We start from the raw sequence: 21,326 nt of genomic DNA, 5'->3' as shown, positions 1-21,326 counted from the left end.
GGTACGGTCGGGTCCATGCGGAAGCTGATCGTCACCGAGAACTGCACGATCGACGGCGTGATCGAGCTGGCGGGCGACTGGTTCAGCCCGGGCGACACCGATCCGGACGTGGACCAGTCCGACGTTCTGGCCACGCTCCAGGAGCAACGTGAGAATGCCGACGCGTTCCTGCTCGGACGCGTCACCTTCGAGGACATGCGCGGGTACTGGCCGCACCAAACCGAAGACACGACAGGCATTTCCGCTTACCTCAACACCGTGAACAAGTACGTCGTCTCGAGCACGCTCACGGAGCCGGAGTGGGAGAACACCACGGTGCTCTCCGGCGGGCTGCGCTCGGAGATCGAGAATCTGAAGGCCGCCGAAGGCAAGGACATCGCGACCACGGGCAGCATCTCGCTGGTGCGATCGCTCATCGCCGAGGGGCTCGTCGACGAGTACCGGCTGTTCGTCTATCCCGTCGTGGTCGGCGAAGGCCGTCGGCTGTTCGACGGCGCCACCGGTGTCCCGAAGCTTCGGCTGGTGGAGGAGAAGGCGTTCGCTTCGGGCGTCGTGCTGCTGCGCTACCGCGCGGCGAACTGACGCTTCACCGGGTCGGGCGGCGGGAATTCCCTGCTCACCCGTCGCTCGGTAATGTCGTGCTCCGGTTCGGCGACGGGAGAACGGCGGAGGTGGCGCATGGTCGACGCGTCGAAGTTCACGGCCGCGGTGTTCCGTCGCGCATCGGAACGGCCTGACGTCCCGCCGCGGCTTGCCCGGGCGGCGACCTGCGTCCGGGAAGGCAAATTCACCTGGGAGGAGGTCGCGACAGGGAATTGCGAGCACCCGCTCGCACAGGCGCTGTTCGCGCCCAGAGCCCAGGAGAAGCTGTGGCCGTTGCTGGCCGAGGTCGCCGCGGAGCTCGAATCGGAGCCTCCACCGGCCGAACCCCGGCGCGCGCGACGACCGCCGGCGACGGACGACGACTTCAGCGAGTACACCTACCTCGAAGACCTGGCCGAACCGAACACACGTCCCGCATGGCCGCAAAGGCGAGGTCACGGCCGATGAGCGCCCCACGTGAGAAAACAGGATGAGGAGCGCACGGTCCCGCGCGTAGCGTCGGCGGCCGTGATCAGTGAGACGGACACAGGAGACGAGGCTTCGGACGGCTGGTTCCCCGAGAGCGTGGCCGCGCACTACGACGATCCCGGTGGGGCGAACGCGCCCGAAGTGGTGACGCCCGCGGTGGACGCCCTCGAAGATCTGGCCGACGGCCCGGTGCTCGAGTTCGCCGTCGGGACCGGACGGATCGCGATCCCGCTGGCCGCGCGTGGCGTGCCGGTGAGCGGTATCGAACTGAGCCGGGCGATGGCGGCGCGGATCGCGGACAAGCCGGGCGGAGCCGCGGTCGACGTCACGATCGGAGACATGACCGAAACGCGGGTGGACGGCGAATTCTCGTTGGTCTTCCTGGTGTTCAACACGATCGGCAACGTGACCACCCAGGACGGGCAGGTCGACGTCTTCCGGAACGCGGCGGCGCACCTGCGGCCGGGCGGGCGGTTCCTCGTCGAGGTCGGCCTGCCCGCGCTGCGCCGCCTGCCACCCGGACAGGACATCGTCCCGTTCGCGATGGCGCCCGGTTACGTCGGCTTCGACCAGTACGACGTGGTCACGCAGGAGTTCACGTCGAACCACGTCACCGTGGCACCGGATGGACAGGGGCGGTTCCGCCGCATCCCCTTCCGGTACGTCTGGCCCGCCGAACTGGACCTCATGGCCCGCATCGCCGGGATGCGCCTGAAGCACCGTTGGGCGGACTGGGACCGATCGGAGTTCACCGCCGAGAGCACCAAACACGTGTCGGTCTGGGAGCGCGATTCGTGACGATGATGGCCGCGCTGACGGCGAGCAGCGGCAGTGCCCACAGCGTCGTCGTGAGGTAGCCGTTCCGGGAGGGGAGCAACGTTCCGTCCGGAGTGGCAGCGGCGAGGAGAAGGCCGGCTAGACCGCTGCCGACGGCCATCCCGATGCTGCGGGCGATCTGGTTGATCGAGAGCACGCTGGCCGTTTCCCCTTGGGGCACACCGGCTAGAACGAGTTTCGGCATCACCGCGAAGACACCTCCGACGGCGAAACCGAGCAGGGCGATCGCGACGAGGACGAGAAGGAACGACCGGTTGCCGACGGCGAACAGCAGGGCGCTCGCCACGGCGATCACGACCGAGAACGCGTACGTCCACCGTTCGGTGAGGCGTGCGATGAGCCGCGGGATCGCTTTCCCCGCAACGAATCCGAGCAGTGAGAACGGGATCAGCGCCGCACCCGCGGCGACTCCGGGAAGCGCGAAGCCGTACTGGGCGCCGGCGGGCGTCTGCACATAACGCGTGAACAAGCTGAACAGCAGGTACAAACCCGCTCCGGCCACGAGAATCGCCAAGTTCGCACGGAGGATGGCGCTCTGGCCGAGTAACCGAAGGTTCACCAGCGGCGCCTTCGTGCGCATCTCGACGAACGCCCACCCGCCCAGGACCGCGGCGGAACCGGCTAGAACACCAGCGCCCAGCCACGCGGTCGTCCAGATCGACGGCTCGGCGATGACCAGGAGGAGGCCGAGCGTGCCGAGAGCGAGAAGCAGCGTGCCGGGGAGGTCGATCCGAGGGAACTCGCCGGGCGCCTCGGCGGGGAGGAACCGCCAGGCGATGACGAACGCGACAGCGGACAGGAGGAAGCCGAATCCATAAGCGACACGGAGTCCCGCGAGCTGGTCGAGCAGGCTGACCACCGGGTAGCCGACGCCGATACCGACCGTCGACGCGACCGAAAGCGCGGCGATCGTCGATGTCGCGCGCTCAGGCGGCAGGTGTGCGCGGGCGACGCTCATCAACAGCGCCCCGGCCGCGACCCCGAGCCCTTGCAGGCCGCGTCCGATCAACAGCGCCGCGTACGGCAGCGGGAGCACGGTCAGCAGCCCGCACGTCATGACCAGGCCCAGGGTGACCAGGATCGTGGCGCGGCGATACGGGCCGCTGCCGAGCCTGCCCAGCACCGGGCCCGCGATCGCGCCGCTGAACAGCGTCACCGTCAAGGTCCACTGCGCGGCGTCCAGCGAGACGTGCATGCCCGTGGCGACCGGAGTGATCAGGGGCGCCCCGACGCTGCCGATCACCGCGCCGGCCAGCGCCGTGCACACCAGCGCGGGGCTCAGCCGCCCGTCGTGCCGCACGGGGACACTCATCGGTTCGTCCCGGTGGTGATGTGGGTGAACAGCCCAGGCTGGATCCGGGTGCGGACGCCCTCGGCCCACGCGGCGTCGACCTGCTCGACGTCCATCGCTGCGCCGGTGTTCAGCAGCATCCCGAAGGCGAGGAAGGTCTTCACGGTCACCGGGTCGAGCCCGGTGCCGTTCTCGGCCGTGCCCCACAACCGCGCGAAACACGACCGCACCGCGTCCCGCACCTCCGGATCGCCACACGCGGCGAAGCCCTGAAGCTGCAACAACAAGCCGGTCCGGTCGGCCAGCAGGTCGTAGTACTGCGCGCCCATCGCCGAGAGCGCGTCCAGACCGGTCTTCCCGTCGCCCGCGTCCCGCATCGCGTCGCTGAGCCGCTCGAACGCGGCCTGGACCAGCTCCAGGAACAGGGCCTTCTTCGTCCCGAACATCCGGAAGACGTACGCCTGCGTGATCCCCGCCGTCTTCGCGATCGCTTCCGTCGACGCGCCGTGCAGCCCGTGTTCCGCGAACTCCTGCGCGGCGATGGCCAGCACCTGGGCACGTCGCTCGGGTCCGTTCATCCGTCCAGCCATCCCTCTAAGTTACTGGTTACTAACCACTAACTAAAGGTGGGCGGCGCAACAAACAGAGCGGCCCCGTGACTGGGTCACGGGGCCGCCCTGGTGTGGCGAGTGAGGGATTCGAACCCCCGAAGGCAGTGCCGTCTGATTTACAGTCAGATCCCTTTGGCCGCTCGGGCAACTCGCCGTGGCCGGGTGTCCCCGGCCGAGACGAAAGAATACCCAATGCCGTGGCGGGCCGGTCAACCGGGTTCCACAGGGCTAGGGTGGAAGCTCCTGACAAGCGAGTACGAGGTGTGAGAACACGTGGCGGATCCCTCTTTCGACGTGGTGAGCAAGGTCGATCGCCAGGAGGTGGACAACGCCCTGAACCAGGCCAGCAAGGAACTCGGTACGCGGTTCGACTTCCGGGGTACCGGGACCAAGATCGACTGGTCCGGTGAGGAGGCGATCGCGATCGAGTCCGAGACCGAGGAGCGGGCGCTGGCGGCGGTCGAGGTGTTCAAGGAGAAGCTGATCAAGCGCGGCATCTCCCTGAAGGCCTTCGAGGCGGGCGAGCCGGCGCTGTCCGGCAAGATCTACAAGATCGGCGGCAAGATCCTGCAGGGGATCGCGTCGGACAAGGCGAAGCAGATCGCCAAGTTCATCCGTGACGAAGGCCCCAAGGGCGTCCAGGCGCAGATCCAGGGCGACCAGCTGCGGGTGTCCGGCAAGAAGAAGGACCAGCTGCAGGACGTGATCGCCTTGCTGAAGGGCAAGGACTTCGAGATCGCGCTGCAGTTCACGAACTACCGCTGAGCACGGCGACGACGAGGCCACCTTCCGCCGGAAGGTGGCCTTCGTCATGTCTACGAGGCGGTGACCGTCCAGGTCCCGTCGCCTTCCACCGACACGAAGGCCGGACCGGCCACCGGCACGCTGCCCTTGTAGTCGCCGAGCTGGTTCACGGGGAGTTCCGAGTAGTCGCCGCTGTGCACCCACACCGCCGTGCGGCCGCTGTTCTTGGTGGTGACGGCGACCGACGTAACGCCATCGGGTGCGGCGAACACCGCTTCGCTCTTGCCGGACAGGGGCTTGCCCGGCGTGAGCACGGGCAAACCGCTTTCGTCGGTGATGGTCAGCGTCCAGGCGGCGTTGGCCTTGACGGTGAACGTCTTCGCCTGACGGCCGGGCATGTCGTTGATCCACTGCGTGCCCTTGTACGGGCCGATGTCGTTGACGATCAGCTCGTTCTCCGTGTTGACCGCGACGTGCCCGGAACACTTCGGACAGTCGAAGGTCACAAAGCCGATGCGCGACGGCCAGGTCATCGGGACCGACGCGTTCCCCTTCCCCGAATGCTTCTCCTCCGGTTGCGGGCCGGGCTTCGGAGTGGTGGTCGGGGTGGGGGTCGTCGACGGTGAGCGCAGCCCTTCCGGAGCGGCCGCCCGCGGGACGACGCGGCCCAGAGCCGACGGCGAGCAGGCCACCAGGCCCGCGGTCAGCAGCACGGCACTCGCGGCCGCGCACAAGCGCCTGATCACGTGTTTCCCCCTAGTCGAACCCGTCATCCGATCTTCGCCCGCCGATAGCCCAGCGTTACCGGTCCACCCGGCCGAGCGATTCAGGCCACTCGGACGTGGGTTTCCGCCGCAACGCCTCCTCGGGAGCCCGAAAGGGACAAAAGCCCGTGTTGTAATCCGGCGATCGCGTTCGAGGAAGGTCACGATGAGACGCCGTTCCAGCTCCGCACTCGCCTTCGCGCTGTCACTCACGGTGATCGCGTCCCTGTTCACGTCCGCGCAGGCCGCGGAGCGCCAACAGCTCGTGCCCGGCTATGGCTCGTACCCCCGGCTCATCCGCCTGGAGCATTCCTCGATCGGCCGTGGCCGCATCCTCGCGTCGCTGACCAGCGAAGACGCGAGCGGCAAGTTCACCCCGATCATGGAGAGCACCGACGAGGGCCAGACCTTCCACAAGATCGGCGAGGTCCGCGACCGCGACGGTCGCCGCGGTATGTGCTGCGGAACGCTGTACGAACTGCCGCAGCGGGTCGGCAGGCTGCGCGCGGGCACCCTGCTGTGGGCCGCGAGCTACCGGCAGGACGCCGGTCCGCAACGGCGGATCGGCATCAGGATCTGGTACAGCCGCGACGCCGGCCGCTCGTGGGCCTTCCTGTCCGAGGCCGCCCGTTCGCACAACCACGACGGCATCTGGGAGCCGGAGTTCGTCGTCGACGCGGGCGGCACGCTGTGGCTGCACTACGCCGACGAGACCGAGGCGCCGCAGTTCGCGCAGGTGATGAACCGGATCGCCTCCACCGACGGGGTGAACTGGGGCACCAAGCAGCGCACGATGGCCATCCCGCCGCATCGGGTGCGGCCCGGGATGCCGATCATCCGCCGCCTCCCCGACGGCCGGTACTACCTGGCCTACGAGATCTGCAATTACCGCGACCGCTACTGCGACCCGTACTTCAAGATCTCCTCCGACGGCGCCAACTGGGGCGATCCCCTCGATCCCGGCACGCGCGTCACCACCGCCAGCGGCAACTACTTCCAGCACGCGCAGACGATCACGCTGTTCCCCGGCGGGCCGAACGGCGTGCGGCTGGTGATGGTCGGGCAGATCTACACCAACGCCGCCGGCGTGCCGCAGCCCAAGAACGGCCAGGTCCTGCTGGCCAACGACAACTTCGGCGCCGGGCACTGGTACGAGCTGCCCGCGCCGGTGCACATCGTCGGGATCCACAACAACTTCTGCCCCAACTACAGCTCGACGCTGCTGCCGGTCGACGGCGGCAAGAACGTGTTGCAGATCTCCACCGAGTACAACCTCGGCTGCAAGGCGTATTTCGCGAAGGGTCCGGCGTTCTGAGCACCCGGTAGTGTGAGGTCCCGAGCGATCGGTTACGAAGCGGGGGCATCGCATGAAGGGCATCGTGCTGGCGGGGGGCAGTGGGACGCGTCTGCATCCCATCACCCAGGCGATATCGAAACAGCTGCTACCGGTCTACGACAAACCGATGATCTACTACCCGATCTCGGTGCTGATGTTCGCCGGGATCCGCGAGATCCTGATCATCTCGACCCCCGTCGACCTGCCGCATTTCCGGCGGCTGCTCGGCGACGGCAGCCAGTTCGGGCTCAGCTTCAGCTACGCCGAGCAGGCCGCCCCGAACGGGCTGGCCGAGGCGTTCGTCATCGGCGCGAACTTCGTCGGCGACGACGACGTCGCGCTCGTGCTCGGCGACAACATCTTCTACGGCCAGGGCTTCTCCAGCAGGCTGCAGGCCGCGGCGACCGCGCTCGACGGCTGTGTGCTGTTCGGTTACCCGGTCAAGGACCCGCAGCGGTACGGCGTCGGGGAGATCGACGCCGACGGCAAGCTCCTCTCCATCGAGGAGAAGCCCGCGAAGCCGAAGTCGAACAAGGCCATCACCGGCCTGTACTTCTACGACAACCAGGTCGTCGAGATCGCCCGTGACCTCAAGCCCTCTCCGCGCGGCGAGCTGGAGATCACGGACGTCAACCTCACCTACCTGCGGCAGGACCGTGCCACCCTGATCGACCTCGGCCGCGGGTTCGCCTGGCTCGACACCGGAACGCACGACTCGCTGCTGGAGGCGGGCCAGTTCGTGCAGGTCCTCGAACACCGGACGGGGGTCCGGATCGCCTGCCTCGAAGAAGTCGCGCTGCGTATGGGCTTCATCGACGCGGAGCAGTGCTTCGCGCTCGGGGCGAAGCTGGCGAAGTCCGGCTACGGCGAATATCTGATGAACGTCGCGCGCACCCAGGGTGCTACCGGCTGAACAGGTGTTCCCGCAGGGTGTCGCCGGTGTAGTCGGTGCGGAAGACACCCCGTTCCTGAAGCCGCGGGACGACCTCGTCGACGAACGCGTCCAGCCCGCCCGGGGTCAGATGCGGCACCAGCACGAAGCCGTCGGCGGCGTCGCTCTGGACGTACTCGTCGATCGATTCCGCGATCTGCCGGGCGGTGCCGACGAACTGCTGGCGCGCGGTCACCTCGATGACCAGTTCGCGGATGGAGAGCTTCTTCTCCTCCGCGATCGCCCGCCATTTCGCGGCCACGGCCAGCGGATCCTTCTCGTGCCGGACCCGGCCCCAGGTCAGCGGTTCGGCGTCGGGGTCCGGGTCGATCTCGGGGAGCGGGCCATCGGCGTCGTAGGCGGAGAGGTCGCGGCTCCAGACCTGTTCGAGGAACTGGATCGCGGTCGCCGGGCGCACCTGCTGATAGCGGATCTCGCGGGCCTGCTCGTGCGCGTCCTCCTCGGTGTCGCCGAGGACGAAGGTCGCGGCGGGCATGATCAGCAGCTCGCCGGGCTCGCGGCCGTAGGCGGGCAGCCGTCGCTTGACGTCGGCGAAGAACTCCTTGCCGCTCTCCAGCGAACCGTGGCGGCTGAAGATGACGTCGGCGGTCTTCGCGGCGAACTCCCTGCCCTCGTCGGAATCCCCGGCCTGGATGACGATCGGCTGGCCCTGCGGGGTCCTCGGGACGGTGAACTCGCCGCGGATGTCGAACTGCGGTCCACTGTGGACAAATTGGCCGATGCCGCGGGCGAAGACGCCGTTCTCCTTGTCCCCCACCAGCGCGTCGGGGGCCCAGCTGTCCCATAGCTCACGCACGGTGGCGAGGAACTCCTCGGCGCGGCGATAGCGGTCTTCGCGTTTCAGGAAGCCGCCACGGCGGAAGTTCTGGCCCGTCCACGCGTCCGGTGACGTGACGACGTTCCACGCGGCGCGGCCGCCGGAGAGGTGGTCGATGCTCGCGACCTGGCGCGCGACCTCGTACGGCTCGTTGAAGGTGGACGACAGCGTGCCCGCGAGGCCGAGCCGGGTGGTGACCGCGGAGAGCGCGGCCAGCACGGTGGTGGTGTTCGGCCGCCCGACGACGTCGGAGTCGAGGATCTTGCCCGCGTGTTCGCGCAGGCGCAGGCCCTCGGCGAGGAACAGGAAGTCGAATTTGCCCCGCTCAGCCGTGCGCGCGAGATGCTCGAAGGACGAAAAGTCGATTTGGCTACCCGAACGCGGGTCGCTCCACACGGTCGTGTTGTTGACGCCGGGGAAGTGCGCGGCGAGTTTGACCTGTTTGGGCATTTGTCACGCCTCCGCGTACTGGTTGGCGGCGACCCCGAGGCCGAGGTGGTCGCGCAGGGTGGCGCCGGTGTAGGACTGCCGGAACACACCCGCGGCCTGGAGGGCGGGCACGGTCTCGGCGGTGAATAGCGCCAGGTCGTCGGGCAGGACCGCGGGCCGGATGTGGAAGCCGTCGAGACCGTTGGACGCCGCGAGGCGGGGCAGCTCCGTGGCGAGGTCGGCGGGAGTTCCGGTGAAGCTCGGGCCCGGCGGGAAGGGCGCGTAGGCCTCCAGCGCCCGGCGGCGGTCGATGGCCGCCTGCTCGGTCTCGGCGAGCACGATCGACAGGCCGGCGAGGAGTTTCGCGTCCGGGAAGCGCTCACGGGCGCCGCGGATCTCGTCGACCAGGACGACGTCGGCGCCGTGCGCGTACGGCGAGTCGCCGTACACCGCGACGACGGGGTGGCCCTGCGGCGGGCGCGGCGTGATCGAAGGTCCCTTGACGCTGAAGAAGCGGCCTTCGAAGTCGACGTAGTGCAGCTTCTCGCGGTCGATGAAGCGGCCGGTCGGCTCGTCGCGGATGATCGCGCCGTCCTCCCAGCTGTCCCAGAGGCGGGCGATGACGTCGACGACGTCTGCGTTCTCCGCTTCGGCGTCCACCTCGGACGGGAGGGTGCGCCTGCCGAAGTGCGCGACCTCGGCCTCGGTGCGCGAAGGGACCGCGAGGACGCCGGCGCGGCCGCGGCTCGCGAAGTCGAGCGAAGCGACGGCCGTCGAGATGTGGAACGGCTCGGTGTGCGTGGTGGTGACCGTGGGAACGAGGCCGATTCCGCTGGTCACGGGGGCGATTGCGGCGAAGGTGAGGAGCGCGTCGAGCCGGCCTCGGACGACCTCTTCGCCGCCGGGCTGGAGCGCGAGGGTGTCGTCGAGGGTGACGAAGTCGAGCGAAGCCGCTTCGGCGAGCTTCGCGTGGGCGAGGTAGTGGGCGGCGGTGAACAACGCGGACGGGCGGACGTCGGAGACCCGCCAGGCGGCCGGATGCTGCCCGGCCCCGTCGAGCGCGACCCCGAGGTGCAACTGCTGTGCGGAACCCATGCCCCGGGGAACTCGCGCCCCTCCCCCTCGATTCCCGCTCCCACGAGGTGAGACTCCCGGCCCGACCTGCGTTTCGCGGGCTAATCGCGATCCCGGGGGGCACTTGCGTTTCGCGGGCTAATCGCGATCTGGGCGGGAGCGATCGCGATTAGCCCGCGAAACGCGATCCGGAGGGCGCGTCGCCTTTAGCGGGCTAAACGCGATCCCGGGGGCCCACCTGCGTTTCGCGGGCTAAACGCGATCCGGGAGGTCAGAAGGGGCGGCGCGCCATGTCTTCCAGGCGCCGGATGCGTTCGGCCATGGGCGGATGGGTCGAGAAGAGCTTCGAGAGGCCTTCGCCCGGACGGAACGGATTCGCGATCATGAGGTGCGACTGCGAGACCAGCTTCGGCTCCGGCACGAGCGGCGCCGCGCGCGTCCCGCTGTCGAGTTTCCGCAGGGCGGACGCCAGCCCGAGCGGGTCGCCGGTGAGTTCCGCGCCCGACGCGTCGGCCTGGAACTCCCGCGAGCGGCTCACCCCGAGCTTCACGACGGCGGCCGCGATCGGCCCGATCAGCACCAGGAGCAGCCCGACCAGCGGACTGTCGCCGTCCTCGCGGTTGTTGCCGCCGAAGAGGCTGGTGAACATCGCGATGTTGGCGATCACGCTGATCACGCTCGCCAGCGCGCCCGCGACGCACGAGATCAGGATGTCGCGGTTGTAGACATGGGACAGTTCGTGCCCGAGCACCGCGCGCAGTTCGCGTTCGTCCAGCAGGTCGAGGATGCCGGTGGTGCAGCACACCGCCGCGTGCCGGGGGCTGCGGCCGGTGGCGAAGGCGTTCGGGGCCACGGTGGGACTGATGTAGAGCCGCGGCATCGGTTGCCGCGCCGTGGTCGCCAGCTCCCGCACGATCCGGTACATCGCCGGCTGCTCGGCCTCGGACACCGGCCGCGCGCGCATGGCCCGCAGCGCCAGCTTGTCGGAGTTGAAGTAGGCGTACGCGTTGACGCCGAGCGCTACCACCAGGCCGATGACCAGCGCGCCCCGCCCGAAGAAACCGCTGATCCCGACGATGAGCGCGGACAGCAGGCCGAGCAGGACGACGGTCTTCAGCCCGTTCTGGTGCTTGTGCACGGCGTCCTGCTCCTTTCTTTCTCAAGGGTGGGGGTTACTCATCGGAAACAACGCGATCGGGGGACGCGAAGTTCCTTCGCGTGCTCGGAACGCGGGTTATCGTCGAAGCCCGAACGATCATCGGGAGGCGCCTGTGCGAGGACCCGAACTGAGCCGCCGAGCCCTGCTCACGCTGGCCGCGGCCGGCGCCTCCGCGGTCGCCTTCGCGCCGGCCGCGAGAGCCGAGAAAGTCCTTCTCGTCGAGGTCGGAGGCGCCCCGGAGGCGGTCGCGGTGAATTCCGTCACCGGCTTCGCCTACCTCTCGGACCCGTCCACCGGCACGATCGTCGTCCTCGACTCGCGGTCCGGCACGGTCGGTGACGTGATCCCGGTCGGCGGCGAGCCCGCCGGGCTGGCCGTGGACACGGTGACCAACCGGGTCTTCGTGGCGAATCCGCCCGCCGGGACCGTCCTGGTCCTGGACGGGCGGACCAACGACGTCGTCAGCGTGGTGCCCGCCGGTCCCGGAGCGTCCAGTGTCGACGTCGACGAGCAGGCGAACCGCATCTACGCGGTCAGTGCGCTCACCGGGACGCTCGCCGTCATCGACGGCGTGAGCTGCCGCCTGCTGGACCTGGTCCCGGGCCCGACGCGGGGGTTGTCGTCGACGGCGGTCGACAGTGGACGCAAGCTCGCGTATTGCACCAGCACGGCCACCGACTCGCTGGAGATCTTCGACATCGGCGCCGGCCGGTTCACCGGCGGGATCCCGGTCGGCAAATCGCCCACCGGCGTCGCCGTGCACAGCGCGTCCGGCACGGTGTTCGTCGCGAATTCGGCCATCCATCATCTGTCCATCGTGGACACGGCCGCACGCAAGGAAAAGGCGACCGTGCTGCTGCGCTCGGAGTCTTCGGCGCTCGCGGTCCACGAGGGATCGAACACCGTTTACGCCAACGGCGGCCCCAACGGCATCGCCAGGATCGACGGCAGGACGAGCCTGCTCACCGGCGACCTGTCGCTCGGCGTGAACCCCGGCGCGGTCGCGATCGACCAGCGCACCAGGACGGTGTACGTGACGGATCCCTTACGCGGCAGGGTTTCCCTGATCAGGGACTTCTGACGTCGGAACAGGCATGATGGCGGAGTGAGCGAGTACGCATTGCGTGGCGGGCTGCAACCCGACGTCTCGGCGGTCACCGCCGTCCTGAGCCATCACGGGGTCGAAGGGCCGGACGGTCAGGCGCCCAGTGAGGCGCTGGTCTTCGCCGCGTCCGGCGGGATCGGGGCGGGCTACATCCTGTGGGACTTCGCCCACGAGACGATGTCGACGATCGTGTTCGGCTTCCGCGCGCGGTGGCAGTATCCGCAGGAATGGCTCAAGTCCACAGTGGACCGTCTCGGGCTCGCCGTCGACCTCCACACCACCGGCGGCAAACGTGCCGCCGCGAAACGGCTCTCCGCGAATCTCGAAGCCGGACGGCCGTCGATCGTCCTCCCCGACCGCGAGTCGCTCGGCTACTGGCGGCTGCCGCCGGAGCTGTCCGGCGGTGGCGGCCACTTCGTCGTCGCGTACGGCGAAGAGGACGGCCGGGTGCTGGTCGACGACCGGAACCTCGCCCGGCTGACGGTCGACCGGAAGACGTTCGACGCCGCGCGGGGCCGGGTCGGCTCGTACAAGAACCTGCTCGCGACGATCGAGCCCGGCGAGGTCCCCGACTGGCGGGCGGCCGTGCGCGGCGGGCTGACGGACTGTGCGCGGAGACTCTCGGAGCCGTCGAAGTCGTTCTCGCTGCCCGCCTGGGGGCGGTGGGCGAAGGCGATGACCGACGAACGTGACCCCAAGGGCTGGCCGCGCGCGTTCGGTGAGCGGCGCGGGCTCGTCGGCGCGCTGTTGAACGTCTGGGAGAGCGTCACTCCGGCGGGGATGGAGGGTGGGCATCTGCGCGGGCTGTTCGCCGACGCGCTCACCGAGGCGGCCGCCCTGCTCGAACTCCCGGCGCTGGCCGAACAGGCGTCGACCTGGCGCGGGATCGCCGAACGCTGGGCGGAGCTGGCCGAGGTGGCCGTTCCGGCGTCGAACGCCGAATTCGCCTGGATGCGCGGGCTCATCAGCGCGGTTTCCGCAGGTGTCCGCGAGGGCGACGCGGGGCAGGAGGCCGCCGCGGCCGCCGGTGACGAGATGTGGAAACTGCGTACGCATTACAACGACGAAACGCCGTTCACCGACGTCGAAGCCCGTGAGCTTTTCAGCACGATGGGCACCCTGCTCCGGGACATCCACACCGCCGAGACCGCGGCGATCCGCGAACTCTCCGAAGCCCTGATGGAGTGAACCGGGCCGGTGTCCGTTGCGCCGCGCGGCCGGAACACCACGCGATCGTTCAAGATCCACTTCGTGCACGCACATCCGCTGGGGACGACCAGTGCGCGTCCCGCTCCCGAGATCCACCTTCACCGCCATCGCCTGCGTGTCGCCGACCTGGACCATCTCGGTCACGTCGGGAATGTGCGGTTGCTCGACTACTTCCAGGAAGCACAGGTCGCGATGCTCGACCCGCGGCGGGAGCATCTCTTCCAGGCCAAGGGACCGGCGTATCTCATCGCGAAGCACAACGTCAGCTACCTGCGCAGGCTGACCTTCCGCGACAGCCCGGTCGAGGTGGAGACCGTGGTCGGCCGGATCGGGACCTGCGACGTCGTGGTGAACAGCAGGCTGCGCGACGAACGGGCCGTCTACGCGCGCTGCCGCACCATCTGGGTCGCGTGTGTCCTGCCCGAAGGCAGTACGCGAAGACTCGGCGACGAGGAACGCGAACGGTTGACGCGGTTCAGTGGGGCGATCGACGAGAGCTCCTGAATCAGTTTTTAACCGTTTATGCTCCATTTCCCGCATCGCCGGAAAACGGCTGGGCCGTTCAGCGGCTGATCATCACACTTTTCGGCCGGTACCTTCGGAAGACCTCTCCCCTGCAGAGCTCCCCGGAGGTATTTCATGCCACGGTCGAAGTCTGTCCGCTTTCTCGCGCCCTTGGTCGGCGCGATGCTACTGACGAGCGGGGTGGCCGTCGCCGCCCCGGCCGCCGAAGATCCTCAATTCATCCGCCTGGCCAGCAGGACCTTCGATCCACTCAGCCAGCGTACGGCCGCCAGCCAGGACTGGAAGGGCGCCTACCTGCTCCAGGTCCGGAGTGCGCTGACCGACGAACAGCGTGGGCGATTGCGTTCGCTCGGCGTGCGGATCGGGACCTACATTCCCGATTTCGCCTATGTGGTGCGGCTGAAGCAGGAGAACCGTGAATCGGTCGCGAAATTGAATTTCGTCCGCTGGCTCGGCGAATACCGGGCGGACGACAAGGTGGAGATCTCGCTGGCCGCGACGAGCGGCTACCTGGTGACGCTGGTCGAAGCGGACGCGCGGGACCAGCGCGCGGTGGCCGAACGGATCCTGCGGCTTGGCGGCAACATAGAGGCGATCTCGCAGAGCGGGCAGCACATCGTGGCGAAGCTCGGCCCCGGCCAGGCCGCCACCGTCGCGCAGGGGGCCGAGGTGCTCGCGGTCGGCGCGATCACCGCGCCGGAGACCGACATGGCCAACGCCAGGGAGAGCAGCGGCGCGAACTACATCGAAAGCGTCGGCGGCTACCGCGGCCAGGGCGTGCGCGGCGAGGTGATGGACGGCGGACTGCGCGTCACGCACCAGGAGTTCAAGGCGCGGCCGACGGTGATGCACGGGTCGAACTCCACCAGCACCAGCCACGGGACGTCCACGTACGGCCAGATCTTCGCGTCGGGTGTGAGCGCGCCGCAGCGGGGGCTGCTGCCCGAGGCGCAGGGGATCTTCGCCACCTACAACAAGCCGGACCGCTACGCCCATACCAAGGAACTGGTCGACCCGGCGGGCAAGTACCGCGCGGTGTTCCAGAGCAACAGCTGGGGTGGCGGGCTGACCACGGCCTACAACTCGGTCTCCGCCGAGCTCGACAAGATCGTCTTCGATCACGACCTGCTGATCTGCCAGTCGCAGAGCAACGCGGGCACCCAGCAGTCGCGGCCGCAGGCCTGGTCGAAGAACGTGCTCTCGGTCGGCGGGCAGTACCACTACAACACGCTGGGCCGCACCGACGACAAGTGGAATGGCGGCGCCAGCATCGGCCCGGCCGCCGACGGCCGGATCAAACCGGAGCTGTCGAACTACTACGACCGGATCGACACCACGTCGTCCGGCAGTGACACCTCGTACACGACGTCGTTCGGCGGCACGAGCGGCGCGACCCCGATCACCTGCGGAAACGCCGGGCTGCTGTTCCAGATGTGGGCCGACGGCGTGTTCGACGGCGGCCCCGGCAAGGGCCGCGACGTCTTCGCGAGCCGCCCGCACGCCGCGACCGCGAAGGCGCTGCTGATCAACGGGGCCGACCAGTTCGCCTTCAGCGGCACCTCGCACGACATGACCCGGACGCATCAGGGCTGGGGCACCGCGAACGTGCGGTACCTGCACGAACAGGCCAAGGCGAACGGGTGGAAGCTGCCGGTGCTGGTGAACGAGACCGACCTGCTGGGCACCGGGCAGTCGAAGAAGTACACGGTCGCGGTGAACGGGACCAAGCAGTTCAAGGCCACGCTGGCCTACACCGACCCGGCCGGCTCGCCGAGCGCGTCGGTCGCCAGGGTCAACGACCTGACACTGAAGGTCACCGCGCCGAACGGCACCGTCTACTACGGCAACAACGGGCTGAAGGCGGGCAACTTCTCGACCGCGGGCGGGTCGCCGAACACCGTCGACACGGTGGAGAACGTCATCCTCGAGAAGCCGGCCGCCGGTACGTGGACGGTGGAGGTCGTGGCGACCCAGGTGAACGCCGACGGTCACCCGGAGACGTCGGCGACCGATGCGGACTACGCGCTGGTGGTTTCCTGACGGTTCGACGGCCGGATCGCGTTTAGCCCGCTAAACGCGAAGTGGCCGGTGAGGTGGGTTCCGTGAAGCGCGTGAAGGCCCCCTTCCCTCGGCTGAGTCGAGGGAAGGGGGCCTTCACGCGCGTCTGGGCTGGGGCGGAGGGCCGGATCGCGTTTAGCGGGCTAAACGCGATCCGGTCCGGGGGCGCTGGCGAGTCGCGTTTAGCCCGCGGAACGCGATCGGGCGGGGTTGCCCGCGCCCGGATGGCGGAGACGTCTGCGCCGATGGCCGAGACGCCAGGTTTCGGTTGTGAGACGGAAGCGTGAGACCCCTGGAAGGCATGTAACGAGGCGACCCGAGGTGCCGACGTCTGGGATACGTGACGCGAGCCAAGGAGCCTCTCGATGACCACCTGCCGTCTCTGCGGCTCGGCCCATCTCGCCAGTGTCGTCGACCTCGGGGCGACGCCGCCGTGCGAACGATTCCTGACCGCGGAACAGCTGCAGGAACCGGAGCCGACGTACCCTCTGCACCTGCGGGTCTGCACCGAATGCTGGCTGGCCCAGATCCCGCCGCTGATCACCCCGGAAGAGACTTTCACCGAATACGCGTACTTCTCGTCGTATTCCGCCTCCTGGGTCGAACACGCCAAGACGTTCGTCGACGGCGCCGTCGAGCGGCTGGGACTCGACGAGTCCTCGTTCGTCGTCGAGGTCGCCAGCAACGACGGCTATCTCCTCAAACACGTTGTGGCACAGCGAATCCGCTGTCTCGGCGTGGAACCTTCGGTGAACGTGGGCCAAGCCGCGCGTGACGCCGGGGTGCCGACGAAGACCGCCTTCCTGGGTCCCGAAACCGGACGCGAGGTCCGCGACGAGCACGGTCCCGCCGACCTCGTCGTGGCGAACAACGTTTACGCGCACATTCCGGACATCATCGGGTTCACGCACGGGCTCCGCGCCCTGGTCGCCGACGACGGCTGGGTCAGCATCGAGGTCCAGCACCTGCTGACGCTGATCCAGGAGAACCAGTACGACACGATCTACCACGAGCACTTCCAGTACTACACGGTGGAATCCGCGCGCCGGGCCCTCGCGCGCGGCGGATTGTCCGTTGTGGACGTCGAACTCCTGCCCACCCACGGCGGTTCGATCCGGCTGTGGGCGCGCCCGGACGCCGTCGCCGGTGAGCCGAGCGAGCGGATGATGCAGGTCCTGGACGCCGAAAAGGCGGCCGGACTGCACGAAATGTCCGGCTACACCGAATTCTCCGAGCGGGTCACCAAGGTCCGGCTCGAGCTGAACAAGTTCCTCACCGACGCCGCGCTCGAAGGCAAGACCGTCGTCGGTTACGGCGCCCCGGGCAAGGGCAACACGCTGCTGAACCACTGCGGCATCCGCCCGGACGTGCTGCGGTACACCGTCGACCGCAATCCGTACAAGCACGGCCGGTTCACCCCCGGCACCCGGATCCCGATCCTGCCGCCGGAGCGCATCGAAGCGGACCGGCCCGATTACGTGCTCGTCCTTCCGTGGAACCTCCGGAAGGAACTGACCGCCCAATTGTCCTTTGTGGACGAATGGGGCGGGAAACTGGTCTTCCCCATCCCACACCTGGAAATCGTCGAGGTGAAGTCGTGAAGGTAGTCCTCTTCTGCGGCGGCTACGGCATGCGGATGCGCAACGGTGACGCGTCCGACGTGCCCAAGCCGATGGCCATGGTCGGCCCCAGACCCCTGATCTGGCACGTGATGCGGTACTACGCGCATTTCGGGCACACCGAGTTCATCCTCTGTCTCGGCTACGGCGCGCACCACATCAAGGAGTTCTTCCTCAACTACCAGGAGACCACCTCCAACGATTTCGTCCTGCGGAACGGCAAGGCGGAACTGCTGTCGACCGACATCGCGGACTGGTCGATCACCTTCGTGCAGACCGGTCTCGAATCGGCCATCGGCGAGCGGCTGCGCCGGGTGCGCCCGTACCTCGAAGGCGACGAGATGTTCCTCGCCAACTACGCCGACGTCCTCACCGACGCGCCCTTGCCGGAGATGATCGAGCGGTTCACGGAATCCGACGCCGGCGCCTCGATGATGGTCGTGCCGCCGCAGTCGTCCTTCCACTGCGTCGAAATGGGCGAGGACGGCCGCATCGGCGCGCTGACCCCGGTCAGCGAGATGCCGCTGTGGGAGAACGGCGGGTACTTCGTGCTGCGCCAGGAGATCTTCGACCACATCCCCGAGGGCGGCGACCTGGTGGCCGACGGCTGCGGCGAGCTCGCCAAACGGGGCAAGCTGCTCGCGTACCCGTACCGCGGGTTCTGGAAGCCGACCGACACCGTCAAGGAACGCGTCCAGCTGGACGACGCGTACGCGCACGGAGACCGTCCGTGGGCACGCTGGGAACGCGAAGCGGCGAGCACGGCGTGATCGAGCTCGGCACCGGCGGCGTCCAGCGGATCGTCGCGCTCGGCGCGCACTGTGACGACATCGCCATCGGGGCGGGCGGCACCCTGCTGACGATCTGCGCCGCCAACCCGGGTGTCCGGGTGGACGCGCTCGTCCTTTCCGGCGGCGGCACCGAACGGGAGACCGAGGAGCGCGCCGCGCTCGCGGCCTTCTGCCCGGGCGCCGACGTCGAGGTCACCGTGCTGAAACTGCCCGACGGCCGGCTCCCCGCGCATTGGGAAGAGGCCAAGAACGGGCTGGAGGAGTTGCGCCGCCGCACCGACCCGGACCTCGTTCTCTCCCCGCGCACGGCGGACGCGCATCAGGACCACCGCGGCCTGGCGAAGCTGGTGCCGACGGTGTTCCGCACCCATCTCCAGCTGGAGTACGAGATCGTGAAATGGGACGGCGACCTCGGCAAACCCACCGCGTACGTCCCGCTGCCCGCCGAACTCGCCGAAGAGAAGGTCCGGCTGCTTCAGGAGCATTACGCCTCCCAGCGGCACCGGCCCTGGTACGACCGGGAAGCCTTCCTCGGCCTCGCCCGCATTCGCGGCATCGAATGCGGGCAGCGCTATGCCGAGGCCTTCGACCTCAAGAAACTGACGCTCGACCTCACTCCGAAAGGCTGAAAGCCATGCGTGTGCTGCTGACCGGGCACAAGGGTTACCTGGGCACGGTGATGGCCCCGGTGCTGGCCGCCGAAGGCCACGAGGTGATCGGCCTCGACTCCGGTCTCTACGACACCTGCGTCCTGGGCCCGAAGCCCGAAGATCCCGAAGGTTTCGAGGTCGACCTTCGTGACGTCACGGCCGAGCACGTGGCCGGGGTGGACGCGGTGATCCACCTGGGCGCGCTGTCCAACGATCCGCTCGGTTCGCTGGCGCCGGAGCTGACCTACGACATCAACCACCACGCTTCGGTCAAGCTCGCGAAGCTGGCCAAGGACGCCGGGGTCAAGCGGTACCTGTACGCCTCGACGTGCTCCGTCTACGGCGCTTCGGGCGGCGACGGCCTGGTCGACGAGGACGCGCCGCTGCGCCCGGTGACGCCGTACGCCGAGTCGAAGGTGCGGGTGGAGGACGACGTCCAGGAGCTCGCCGACGACGACTTCAGCCCGGTGTACATGCGCAACGCCACCGCGTTCGGGTTCTCGCCCCGGCTGCGCGGCGACATCGTGCTCAACAACCTGACCGCGCACGCGCATCTCTCCGGTGAGGTGCTGGTGCTCTCCGACGGCACGCCTTGGCGGCCGCTGGTGCACGCCAAGGACATCGCGCGCGCGTTCGCCGCGGCGCTGGTGGCGCCGAAGGAGGCCGTACACGGCAAGGCGTTCAACATCGGCACCGAACGCAACAACGTGACCGTCGCCGAGATCGCCGAAGAGGTCGTCGAGGCCGTTCCCGGCTCGACGCTGCGGATCACCGGCGAGGCGGGTGCGGACCCGCGGTCGTACCGGGTCGACTTCTCCCGGTTCCGCGCGGCGATCCCGGGCTTCGACTGCGACTGGTCGGTCAAGGACGGCGCGCTCGAACTGATCGAGGCCTACAAGACCCACGGCCTCACCGAACACAGCTTCCAGCGCCTGTTCACCCGGCTCGCGCGGCTTCAGGACCGCACCGCCGCCGGCGAACTCGACGACACCCTGCGGCGTCGCTGATGTCGAACAGGGACCTGGAGACGGGCGCCGACCTGCGAAGGCTGGTCGAGCGCCTGTATCCGCTGTGCCGCAGCATCACCGGCGACGGCGTCCGCCGCACGCTGGAGATCGTCGGCGAGCACGTCCCGCTGGAGATCCACGAGGTCCCCACCGGCACCCGGGTACTGGACTGGACGGTGCCGCAGGAATGGAACATCCGCGACGCGTACATCAAGGACGCCACCGGCCGCCGCGTGGTCGACTTCCAGGAGTCGAACCTGCACGTCGTCGGCTACAGCGTCCCGGTGTCGCGGAAGATGCCGCTCAGCGAGCTGCGCGAACACCTGCACACCCTGCCCGACCAGCCGTCCTGGGTGCCGTACCGGACCAGCTACTACGCGCCGACCTGGGGTTTCTGCCTGGCACAGGAAACGCTCGACGCGATGCCGGACGGTGAGTACGAGGTCCGCATCGACTCCACGCTGGCCGACGGGAGCCTCACCTACGCCGAGCATGTCGTGCCGGGCGAGGTCACCGACGAGGTGATCATCTCCTGCCACACCTGCCATCCGTCGCTGGCGAACGACAACGTCGCCGGGATCGCGATCGCCGCCGCGTTCGCGCGGACGCTGGTCAAGCCCCACTACACGTACCGGTTCCTGTTCATGCCCGGCACGATCGGCGCCATCACCTGGCTCGCGCGCAACAACGACCGCGTCGGCCGGATCAAGGCGGGGCTCGTGCTGGCGTGTGCCGGCGACCCGGGATCGTTGACCTACAAGCGAAGCCGCCGGGGCGACGCCGAAATCGACCACGTGCTCGCGTACGTCCTCGCCGACCGCGCGCACAAGATCGTCGACTTCTCGCCGTACGGCTACGACGAGCGCCAGTTCTGCTCCCCCGGCTTCAACCTCGGCGTCGGCTCGCTGACGAGGACGCCGTATGCGGGTTATCCCGAGTACCACACCTCGGCCGACAACCTCGATTTCGTGTCCACGGAGGCCATGGAGGAAACCCTTCAGACCTTGAAGGACACCTTCGCCGTCCTCGACCGCAACCGCGGCTACGTCAACCTCAGCCCCTACGGCGAGCCGCAACTCGGCAAGCGCGGGCTGTACGACTCGCTCGGCGGGCGAAGCGACGCCAAACAAGCCCAGATGGCCATGCTCTGGGTGCTCAACCTCTCGGACGGCGAGCACAGCCTGCTCGACGTCGCCGAGCGGTCCGGGCTGCCGTTCGATTCCGTCGTCGCCGCCGCTCGGGCGCTGCACGACGCCGGATTGCTCAAGGATTAGAGG

At 68.5% G+C, this 21,326-nt stretch carries 21 protein-coding genes and 1 tRNA gene; 15 read left to right on the top strand and 7 right to left on the bottom strand.

Features of this window, described 5'->3' with window-relative positions; genetic code table 11:
• Window positions 1-15 precede the first annotated feature (15 nt).
• The 3 genes from DMC61_RS22435 to DMC61_RS22425 all read left to right on the top strand — a co-directional run bounded on the left by DMC61_RS22435 (window position 16) and on the right by DMC61_RS22425 (window position 1,869).
• Window positions 16-582, top strand: a complete 567-nt coding sequence (locus tag DMC61_RS22435) for a dihydrofolate reductase family protein (protein ID WP_125691080.1) — start codon at window positions 16-18, stop codon at window positions 580-582.
• Window positions 583-678: 96 nt separating this feature from the next.
• Complete coding sequence (locus DMC61_RS22430) at window positions 679-1,050, top strand: hypothetical protein (RefSeq protein ID WP_125691079.1); 372 nt, start codon at window positions 679-681, stop codon at window positions 1,048-1,050.
• Window positions 1,051-1,110: 60 nt separating this feature from the next.
• Window positions 1,111-1,869 carry a class I SAM-dependent methyltransferase gene (locus DMC61_RS22425; protein WP_125691077.1) on the top strand — a complete coding sequence of 253 codons (759 nt, stop codon included), beginning with the start codon at window positions 1,111-1,113 and terminating at the stop codon, window positions 1,867-1,869.
• Here the strand turns inward: DMC61_RS22425 and DMC61_RS22420 are convergent.
• The 3 genes from DMC61_RS22420 to DMC61_RS22410 all read right to left on the bottom strand — a co-directional run bounded on the left by DMC61_RS22420 (window position 1,820) and on the right by DMC61_RS22410 (window position 3,964).
• Window positions 1,820-3,220: an MFS transporter gene (locus tag DMC61_RS22420; RefSeq protein WP_125691075.1), complete on the bottom strand. Its 1,401-nt coding sequence runs from the start codon at window positions 3,218-3,220 to the stop codon at window positions 1,820-1,822. The genes DMC61_RS22425 and DMC61_RS22420 overlap by 50 nt on opposite strands.
• Window positions 3,217-3,789, bottom strand: coding sequence for a TetR/AcrR family transcriptional regulator (locus DMC61_RS22415; RefSeq protein ID WP_233594911.1), 573 nt, complete (start codon window positions 3,787-3,789; stop codon window positions 3,217-3,219). Before DMC61_RS22415 ends, DMC61_RS22420 begins: the two co-directional genes overlap by 4 nt.
• Before the next feature lie 93 nt (window positions 3,790-3,882).
• Window positions 3,883-3,964, bottom strand: a tRNA-Tyr gene (locus tag DMC61_RS22410).
• 119 nt (window positions 3,965-4,083) lie between these two features.
• Here DMC61_RS22410 and DMC61_RS22405 point away from each other — a divergent pair.
• Window positions 4,084-4,575, top strand: a complete 492-nt coding sequence (locus tag DMC61_RS22405; protein WP_016331028.1) for a YajQ family cyclic di-GMP-binding protein — start codon at window positions 4,084-4,086, stop codon at window positions 4,573-4,575.
• A gap of 50 nt (window positions 4,576-4,625) precedes the next feature.
• On the opposite strand, the gene DMC61_RS22400 is transcribed toward DMC61_RS22405, so the two are convergent.
• Complete coding sequence (locus DMC61_RS22400; protein WP_125691073.1) at window positions 4,626-5,300, bottom strand: hypothetical protein; 675 nt, start codon at window positions 5,298-5,300, stop codon at window positions 4,626-4,628.
• 184 nt (window positions 5,301-5,484) lie between these two features.
• On the opposite strand from DMC61_RS22400, the gene DMC61_RS22395 reads away from it, so the two are divergent.
• The gene (locus DMC61_RS22395) at window positions 5,485-6,633 is read left to right on the top strand and encodes a sialidase family protein (protein ID WP_125691071.1); all 1,149 of its coding nucleotides are present in this window, start codon (window positions 5,485-5,487) and stop codon (window positions 6,631-6,633) included.
• A 52-nt stretch (window positions 6,634-6,685) separates the two neighbouring features.
• A complete protein-coding gene (rfbA, locus tag DMC61_RS22390) occupies window positions 6,686-7,567 on the top strand; it encodes a glucose-1-phosphate thymidylyltransferase RfbA (RefSeq protein WP_125691069.1) in 882 nt (293 codons plus the stop codon).
• On the opposite strand, the gene DMC61_RS22385 is transcribed toward rfbA, so the two are convergent.
• From DMC61_RS22385 to htpX, 3 genes are all read right to left on the bottom strand, one after another.
• Window positions 7,557-8,873 carry an NtaA/DmoA family FMN-dependent monooxygenase gene (locus DMC61_RS22385; protein ID WP_125691067.1) on the bottom strand — a complete coding sequence of 439 codons (1,317 nt, stop codon included), beginning with the start codon at window positions 8,871-8,873 and terminating at the stop codon, window positions 7,557-7,559. The genes rfbA and DMC61_RS22385 overlap by 11 nt on opposite strands.
• Window positions 8,874-8,876: 3 nt before the next feature.
• A complete protein-coding gene (locus DMC61_RS22380) occupies window positions 8,877-9,947 on the bottom strand; it encodes an LLM class flavin-dependent oxidoreductase (RefSeq protein WP_125691065.1) in 1,071 nt (356 codons plus the stop codon).
• A 250-nt stretch (window positions 9,948-10,197) separates the two neighbouring features.
• On the bottom strand, window positions 10,198-11,064 hold the full coding sequence (htpX, locus tag DMC61_RS22375; protein WP_125691063.1) for a zinc metalloprotease HtpX: 867 nt from the start codon (window positions 11,062-11,064) through the stop codon (window positions 10,198-10,200).
• 133 nt (window positions 11,065-11,197) lie between these two features.
• Here htpX and DMC61_RS22370 point away from each other — a divergent pair, with 133 nt between their 5' ends.
• From DMC61_RS22370 to DMC61_RS22330, 9 genes are all read left to right on the top strand, one after another.
• On the top strand, window positions 11,198-12,166 hold the full coding sequence (locus DMC61_RS22370) for a YncE family protein (protein WP_125691061.1): 969 nt from the start codon (window positions 11,198-11,200) through the stop codon (window positions 12,164-12,166).
• A gap of 24 nt (window positions 12,167-12,190) precedes the next feature.
• Entirely contained in the window at window positions 12,191-13,378 is a 1,188-nt protein-coding gene (locus DMC61_RS22365; RefSeq protein WP_125691059.1) for a BtrH N-terminal domain-containing protein, read from the top strand.
• Between the two features lie 9 nt (window positions 13,379-13,387).
• Window positions 13,388-13,903 carry a thioesterase family protein gene (locus DMC61_RS22360; RefSeq protein ID WP_063276956.1) on the top strand — a complete coding sequence of 172 codons (516 nt, stop codon included), beginning with the start codon at window positions 13,388-13,390 and terminating at the stop codon, window positions 13,901-13,903.
• 135 nt (window positions 13,904-14,038) lie between these two features.
• Window positions 14,039-15,964: a S8 family serine peptidase gene (locus tag DMC61_RS22355; protein WP_125691057.1), complete on the top strand. Its 1,926-nt coding sequence runs from the start codon at window positions 14,039-14,041 to the stop codon at window positions 15,962-15,964.
• 383 nt (window positions 15,965-16,347) lie between these two features.
• Window positions 16,348-17,583: a class I SAM-dependent methyltransferase gene (locus DMC61_RS22350; protein WP_125691055.1), complete on the top strand. Its 1,236-nt coding sequence runs from the start codon at window positions 16,348-16,350 to the stop codon at window positions 17,581-17,583.
• Entirely contained in the window at window positions 17,580-18,371 is a 792-nt protein-coding gene (locus tag DMC61_RS22345) for a sugar phosphate nucleotidyltransferase (protein ID WP_016331016.1), read from the top strand. The genes DMC61_RS22350 and DMC61_RS22345 overlap by 4 nt, the downstream gene beginning before the upstream one ends.
• The gene (locus tag DMC61_RS22340) at window positions 18,368-19,021 is read left to right on the top strand and encodes a PIG-L deacetylase family protein (protein ID WP_043848538.1); all 654 of its coding nucleotides are present in this window, start codon (window positions 18,368-18,370) and stop codon (window positions 19,019-19,021) included. Before DMC61_RS22345 ends, DMC61_RS22340 begins: the two co-directional genes overlap by 4 nt.
• 5 nt (window positions 19,022-19,026) lie before the next feature.
• Window positions 19,027-20,049, top strand: coding sequence for an NAD(P)-dependent oxidoreductase (locus tag DMC61_RS22335; protein WP_125691053.1), 1,023 nt, complete (start codon window positions 19,027-19,029; stop codon window positions 20,047-20,049).
• Entirely contained in the window at window positions 20,049-21,323 is a 1,275-nt protein-coding gene (locus tag DMC61_RS22330) for a DUF4910 domain-containing protein (protein ID WP_125691051.1), read from the top strand. Before DMC61_RS22335 ends, DMC61_RS22330 begins: the two co-directional genes overlap by 1 nt.
• Window positions 21,324-21,326 lie beyond the last annotated feature (3 nt).

Origin of the sequence: Amycolatopsis sp. WAC 04169 (assembly GCF_003947535.1) — a bacterium.
In the GTDB taxonomy this organism is placed as follows: Bacteria; Actinomycetota; Actinomycetes; order Mycobacteriales; family Pseudonocardiaceae; genus Amycolatopsis; species Amycolatopsis keratiniphila.
Note: the sequence above shows the minus strand (reverse complement) of the source record. Positions and strands in the feature narration are given on the sequence as shown.

Coding starts and splice junctions, on each gene's coding strand:
- DMC61_RS22435 (WP_125691080.1), top strand. CDS start 16: ATGCGGAAGCTGATCGTCACCGAGAACTGCACGATCGACGGCGTGATC.
- DMC61_RS22430 (WP_125691079.1), top strand. CDS start 679: ATGGTCGACGCGTCGAAGTTCACGGCCGCGGTGTTCCGTCGCGCATCG.
- DMC61_RS22420 (WP_125691075.1), bottom strand. CDS start 3,220: ATGAGTGTCCCCGTGCGGCACGACGGGCGGCTGAGCCCCGCGCTGGTG.
- DMC61_RS22415 (WP_233594911.1), bottom strand. CDS start 3,789: ATGGCTGGACGGATGAACGGACCCGAGCGACGTGCCCAGGTGCTGGCC.
- DMC61_RS22395 (WP_125691071.1), top strand. CDS start 5,485: ATGAGACGCCGTTCCAGCTCCGCACTCGCCTTCGCGCTGTCACTCACG.
- rfbA (WP_125691069.1), top strand. CDS start 6,686: ATGAAGGGCATCGTGCTGGCGGGGGGCAGTGGGACGCGTCTGCATCCC.
- DMC61_RS22385 (WP_125691067.1), bottom strand. CDS start 8,873: ATGCCCAAACAGGTCAAACTCGCCGCGCACTTCCCCGGCGTCAACAAC.
- DMC61_RS22380 (WP_125691065.1), bottom strand. CDS start 9,947: ATGGGTTCCGCACAGCAGTTGCACCTCGGGGTCGCGCTCGACGGGGCC.
- DMC61_RS22355 (WP_125691057.1), top strand. CDS start 14,039: ATGCCACGGTCGAAGTCTGTCCGCTTTCTCGCGCCCTTGGTCGGCGCG.
- DMC61_RS22350 (WP_125691055.1), top strand. CDS start 16,348: ATGACCACCTGCCGTCTCTGCGGCTCGGCCCATCTCGCCAGTGTCGTC.
- DMC61_RS22335 (WP_125691053.1), top strand. CDS start 19,027: ATGCGTGTGCTGCTGACCGGGCACAAGGGTTACCTGGGCACGGTGATG.
- DMC61_RS22330 (WP_125691051.1), top strand. CDS start 20,049: ATGTCGAACAGGGACCTGGAGACGGGCGCCGACCTGCGAAGGCTGGTC.